General features: G+C 72.5%; 4 protein-coding genes. 3 read left to right on the top strand and 1 reads right to left on the bottom strand.

What is annotated here, in order from left to right; all coding sequences use genetic code 11:
* The first annotated feature begins 57 nt into the window (after positions 1-57).
* From mtnA to VF542_RS00375, 3 genes are all read left to right on the top strand, one after another.
* Entirely contained in the window at positions 58-1,086 is a 1,029-nt protein-coding gene (gene mtnA / locus VF542_RS00365) for an S-methyl-5-thioribose-1-phosphate isomerase (RefSeq protein WP_408649724.1), read from the top strand.
* Positions 1,087-1,164: 78 nt separating this feature from the next.
* The gene (locus VF542_RS00370; RefSeq protein ID WP_408649725.1) at positions 1,165-3,444 is read left to right on the top strand and encodes a thiamine pyrophosphate-dependent enzyme; all 2,280 of its coding nucleotides are present in this window, start codon (positions 1,165-1,167) and stop codon (positions 3,442-3,444) included.
* Between the two features lie 2 nt (positions 3,445-3,446).
* On the top strand, positions 3,447-4,094 hold the full coding sequence (locus VF542_RS00375) for a GNAT family N-acetyltransferase (RefSeq protein ID WP_408649726.1): 648 nt from the start codon (positions 3,447-3,449) through the stop codon (positions 4,092-4,094).
* A gap of 18 nt (positions 4,095-4,112) precedes the next feature.
* On the opposite strand, the gene VF542_RS00380 is transcribed toward VF542_RS00375, so the two are convergent.
* Positions 4,113-4,592: class I SAM-dependent methyltransferase (locus VF542_RS00380; RefSeq protein WP_408649727.1), on the bottom strand; the 480-nt coding region annotated here is incomplete at its 5' end.

The following is a 4,592-nucleotide window of genomic DNA, read 5'->3' on the forward strand; positions in this document are numbered from 1 at the left end:
CCTGTGCCACCGCGGCGCGCTGGTCGGGGAGTAGCACAGCTGGCTACGCTACCGGCCATGCGCACCGTTGACTGGGTCGAGCGCGCCATCCGGATCATCGATCAGACCAGGCTGCCTGCCGAACTGGTGAGCATCGACATCCGCGAGGTCGATGAGCTGGTCGTCCATATCCGGTCGCTTGCGGTGCGCGGTGCGCCGGCGCTCGGCGTGGCAGGGGCGCTGGGCATGGCGCTGGCCGCCTGCCGCTCGGCCGAACGCGGGGGTGACCTGGACGCCGACCTCGCCGTGGCCGCCGAGAAGCTGGTCGGGGCCCGGCCGACCGCGGTGAACCTGTCCTGGGGAGTGGAGCAGCTTGCCTCGGCGCGCGGCGGGGGAGCCGGCGTCGAGGAACTGGTGAAGGCGGCGCTGGCGATCCGGGACGCCGACATCGAGATCAACCAGGCGCTCAGCGACCGGGGCGCGCAGCTGCTGGCCGGTGCCCGCCGGGTGCTGACGCACTGCAATGCCGGCGCGCTGGCCTGTGTCGAGTTCGGGACCGCCCTCGGCGTCATCGAGCGGCTGCACGCCGCCGCTCCGCTGGAGATGGTCTATGTCTGCGAGACCCGGCCACTGCTGCAGGGCAGCCGGCTCACCGCCTGGGAGCTGGGGCGACGCGGCATTCCGCACCGGATCATCGTCGACTCGGCGGCAGCGGGGCTGCTGCTGGGTGGTGAGGTCGAGGCGGTGGTGGTGGGAGCCGACCGGATCGCCGCCAACGGCGATGTCGCCAACAAGGTCGGCACCGTCTCGCACGCGCTGGCCGCCGGCTATGCCGGCATCCCGTTCGTGGTGGCCGCCCCGGAATCCACCATCGACTTCTCGACCGAGAGCGGCGCCGGGATCACCATCGAGCTGCGGGATGCCGAGGAGGTGCTGGCGCTGGCCGGCCACCGGGTCGCCTCACCAGGCAGTACCGGCTGGAATCCGGCCTTCGACGTCACCCCGGCGGCGCTGGTCACCGCGATCGTCACCGAGCGGCGCACCATCGACGGCCGGGCCGACGGACGTGATGCCGGCGGTGCCGGCAGCGCCGCGAACCCGGGTTGATCCGCGTGCGCTGAGCCGGCAGCGCCGCGGACACCGGGTTGATCCACACGAACCGGGCCGGCAGGGTTAGATGTGCAGGTGCCTGCCGAACGCCATCCCCTGGAGGAGCACTTCGTCACCGCGGTGACCGCGTTGCGGCGCGGTCCCAGCCGCGATCTGGACACCCCGGTCCGGCCCGGCAGCCCGCTGACGATCAGGCAGGCCGGCGAGCTGTTCCAGGCGCAGTGCCAGTCCCGCCAGGCCGACCTGGCCGCGATCTGGATGCAGACCCAGGGCCGCGGTTTCTACACCATCTCCTCATCCGGTCACGAGGGCAACGCGGCGGTCGCGGCGGCATTGCGCCCGGGCGATCCGGCGCTGCTGCACTACCGCTCGGGTGGCTTCTACTGCGCCAGGGCCCAGCAGCTGCCCGGCCACGACCCGGTCCGCGACATCCTCGGCGGCGTCGCGGCGGCCACCAGCGAACCGATCGCCGGTGGCCGGCACAAGGTGTTCGGCAATGCCGAGCTCGCCGTCATCCCGCAGACCTCGACGATCGCCTCGCACCTGCCCCGCGCGGTCGGGTTGGCCTTCGCCCTGGGCCGGGCCCGCCGGACCGGGGTGCGGACCCCGTGGGCGCCGGATTCGATCGTGGTGACCAGCTTCGGCGACGCCTCGGTGAACCACTCCACCCTGGTGGGGGCGATCAACACGGCGTCGAACACCGTCTACCAGGGCCTGCCGCTGCCACTGCTGATGGTGTGCGAGGACAACGGGCTCGGGATCAGCACCCGGACCCCGTCCGGCTGGATCACCGAGCGCTTCCTGTCCCGGCCCGGCTTGCGCTACCTCGCGGTGAACGGCTGCGACCTGGCCGATGTCTACGACGCGGCCAGCCAGGCGGTCGAGTTCGTCCGGACGGCCCGCAAGCCGGCCTTCCTGCATCTGAAGACGGTCCGGTTCCTCGGGCACGCCGGGTCGGACGCGGAGGTGGCCTACCGCACCCCGGCCGAGATCGCCGCGGACTACGCACGGGATCCGCTGCTGGTGACCGCCGGGTTGCTGGCCGACGCCGGGTTCGCCGACGGCCCCGAGCTGGCGGCGCGCTACGAGGCGATCGGCGACCAGGTTCGCGAGGTCGCGGTGCAGGTGATGGCCGAGCCGCAACTGAGCTCGGCCGTGCAGGTGATGGCGCCGCTGGCCCCGCGCAGCACTGAACAGGTGGCGGCGCAGGTGGCCGCCGTGGTGGCCGAGCCCGCCGAGGTGGACCGGGCCGCGGTGTTCGGCGGCCGGCTACCGGAGAACGAGGGGCCGCTGACCCTGGCACAGTCGATCAACCGGGCGCTGCACGACGAGCTGGCCCGCCGCCCGCAGGCCCTGGTGTTCGGCGAGGACGTCTCGGTCAAGGGCGGGGTGTACGGGTTGACCAGGGGGTTGCGCAAGAGCTTCGGCGGGGCGCGGGTGTTCGACACCATCCTGGACGAGCAGGCCATCCTCGGGGTGGGGCTGGGCGCCGCGCTGGCCGGCTTCCTGCCCATCCCGGAGATCCAGTACCTGGCCTACCTGCACAACGCCGAGGACCAGTTGCGCGGTGAGGCCGCCACCCTGCAGTTCTTCTCCCAGGGCCAGTACCGCAATCCGATGGTGGTGCGGATCGCCGGCCTGGGATACCAGAAGGGCTTCGGCGGCCACTTCCACAACGACAACTCGGTCGCGGTGCTGCGTGACATCCCGGGCCTGGTGGTGGGAGTGCCGGCACATCCGAGCGATGCGCCGGCGATGCTGCGCAGCCTGCTGGCCGCCGCCGCGGTCGACGGCACCGTGAGCGTCTTCCTGGAGCCGATCGCCCTTTACCATCAACGTGATCTGCACTCAGCCGGTGACGGCGGCTGGCTGGCCGAGTATGCCGGGCCGGGGCGCTGGGCGGCCGAGCACATCCCGATCGGACGGGCCCGGCGCTGGCTGGTCGGCGCCGGTGACGGCGGCCCGTCCCATTCGGATGCCGCGGACCTGAGCATCGTGACCTTCGGCAACGGCGTGCCGATGAGCCTGCGGGTCGCGAACACCCTTGCGCAGGAGGGGACATCGATCGCTGTGCTGGATCTGCGGTGGCTTTCTCCGTTGCCGGTCAAGGACATCCTTCGCGAGGCGGCCGGCAGCGGCCAGGTCCTGGTGGTGGACGAGACCCGCCGCTCCGGTGGGGTGTCGGAGGGTATCGTCGCCGCGCTGGTCGACGGGGGCTTCCGCGGCCCGATCCAGCGGGTCACCAGCGCCGACAGCTTCATCCCGCTGGGTGACGCGGCGCGGACCGTGCTGCTGGACGAGGCGACCATCCTGCAGGCCGCCCGGTCGCTGATCTCGGCGTCGGCGACGGAGTAGCCATGACGCATCCGTACTGGCCGCTGTGGGACCTGCGGCTGCGGGTGGGCGAGGTGGACCTGCGGCCGATGACCGAGGCCGACCTGGTGCCGCTGGCCGACCTGCTGCCCGACGACGTGGAACTGGACCCCGACGCCACCCGGTATCCCGGCCTGCCCGAGGCCACCAACCGCCGGGTGATCGGCTTCCAGCGTTACTGGAACGGCTACGGAAGCTGGCGCCCCGAACAGTGGCAGCTGGGGTTCTGCGTGCGGGCCGGCGGTGAGCTGGTCGGGGTGCAGGAGCTGGCGGCTGACGACTTCCCGCTGCTGCGCACCGTCGACAGCGCCTCGCACCTGGTGCCGGCGGTGCGCGGGCGCGGTATCGGGCGGCAGATGCGCCGGGCCATCCTGGCGCTGGCCTTCGGGCCGTTGCGGGCCCAAGCCGCGATCACCTCGGCCTGGCACGACAATTACGCCTCGCTGGCGGTGTCGCGGGCGCTGGGATACCAGCCGAACGGCGAGTCGCTGCACCGCCGCGGGGACCAGGTGGACACCCTGCAGCACCTGCGGCTGCCGCGCTCGGACTGGCTGGCCGGCGACGGGGCGGCGGGGGTGCGGATCGAGGGCATGGACGGGTGCTGGCCGTACTTCGGGATCGAGCCGCGCTGAGGTCTCTGGTGGAGGTGGCTACTCCAGGTCGGCGACCAGCACCCGGCCGGCGCGCAACGACCGGCGCTGCCGGACCTCGCTCGGCAGCCGTTCGGCCAGGCTCAGCAGGTCCTCGTCGCTGGTGACGGTGAAGCCGTGAGCGCCGAGCAGCCGGCTGATGGCCGCCGGGCTCCAGGACGAGCGGTGCGGCTCGTTGGCCAGCGGATACGGGCGCCTGGACAGGACGCTCATGGTCCGCATCACCAGCCTGCCGAGGGTGGCCGACAGCACCGGCTGCTGATAGCTCACGATCAGCCGGCTCCGCGGCGCGGAGCGGGCCCGGATGGTCTGCACGGTGGCGGTTACCTGTTCGCGGGTCAGGTAGGGCACCACGCCCTCCCAGATCCAGGTGGTCGGCGTGGCAGGGTCATGGCCCGCCGTGGCCAGCGCGGGGCCCAGCTGGTCGCGGCCGAAGACCACCGGCACCCACCGGAGGGCTCCGGCCAGCCAGGGCAACTC

This window comes from Jatrophihabitans sp. (genome assembly GCF_036389215.1).
In the GTDB taxonomy this organism is placed as follows: domain Bacteria; phylum Actinomycetota; class Actinomycetes; order Mycobacteriales; family Jatrophihabitantaceae; genus Jatrophihabitans_A.

Coding starts and splice junctions, on each gene's coding strand:
- VF542_RS00375 (WP_408649726.1), top strand. CDS start 3,447: ATGACGCATCCGTACTGGCCGCTGTGGGACCTGCGGCTGCGGGTGGGC.
- mtnA (WP_408649724.1), top strand. CDS start 58: ATGCGCACCGTTGACTGGGTCGAGCGCGCCATCCGGATCATCGATCAG.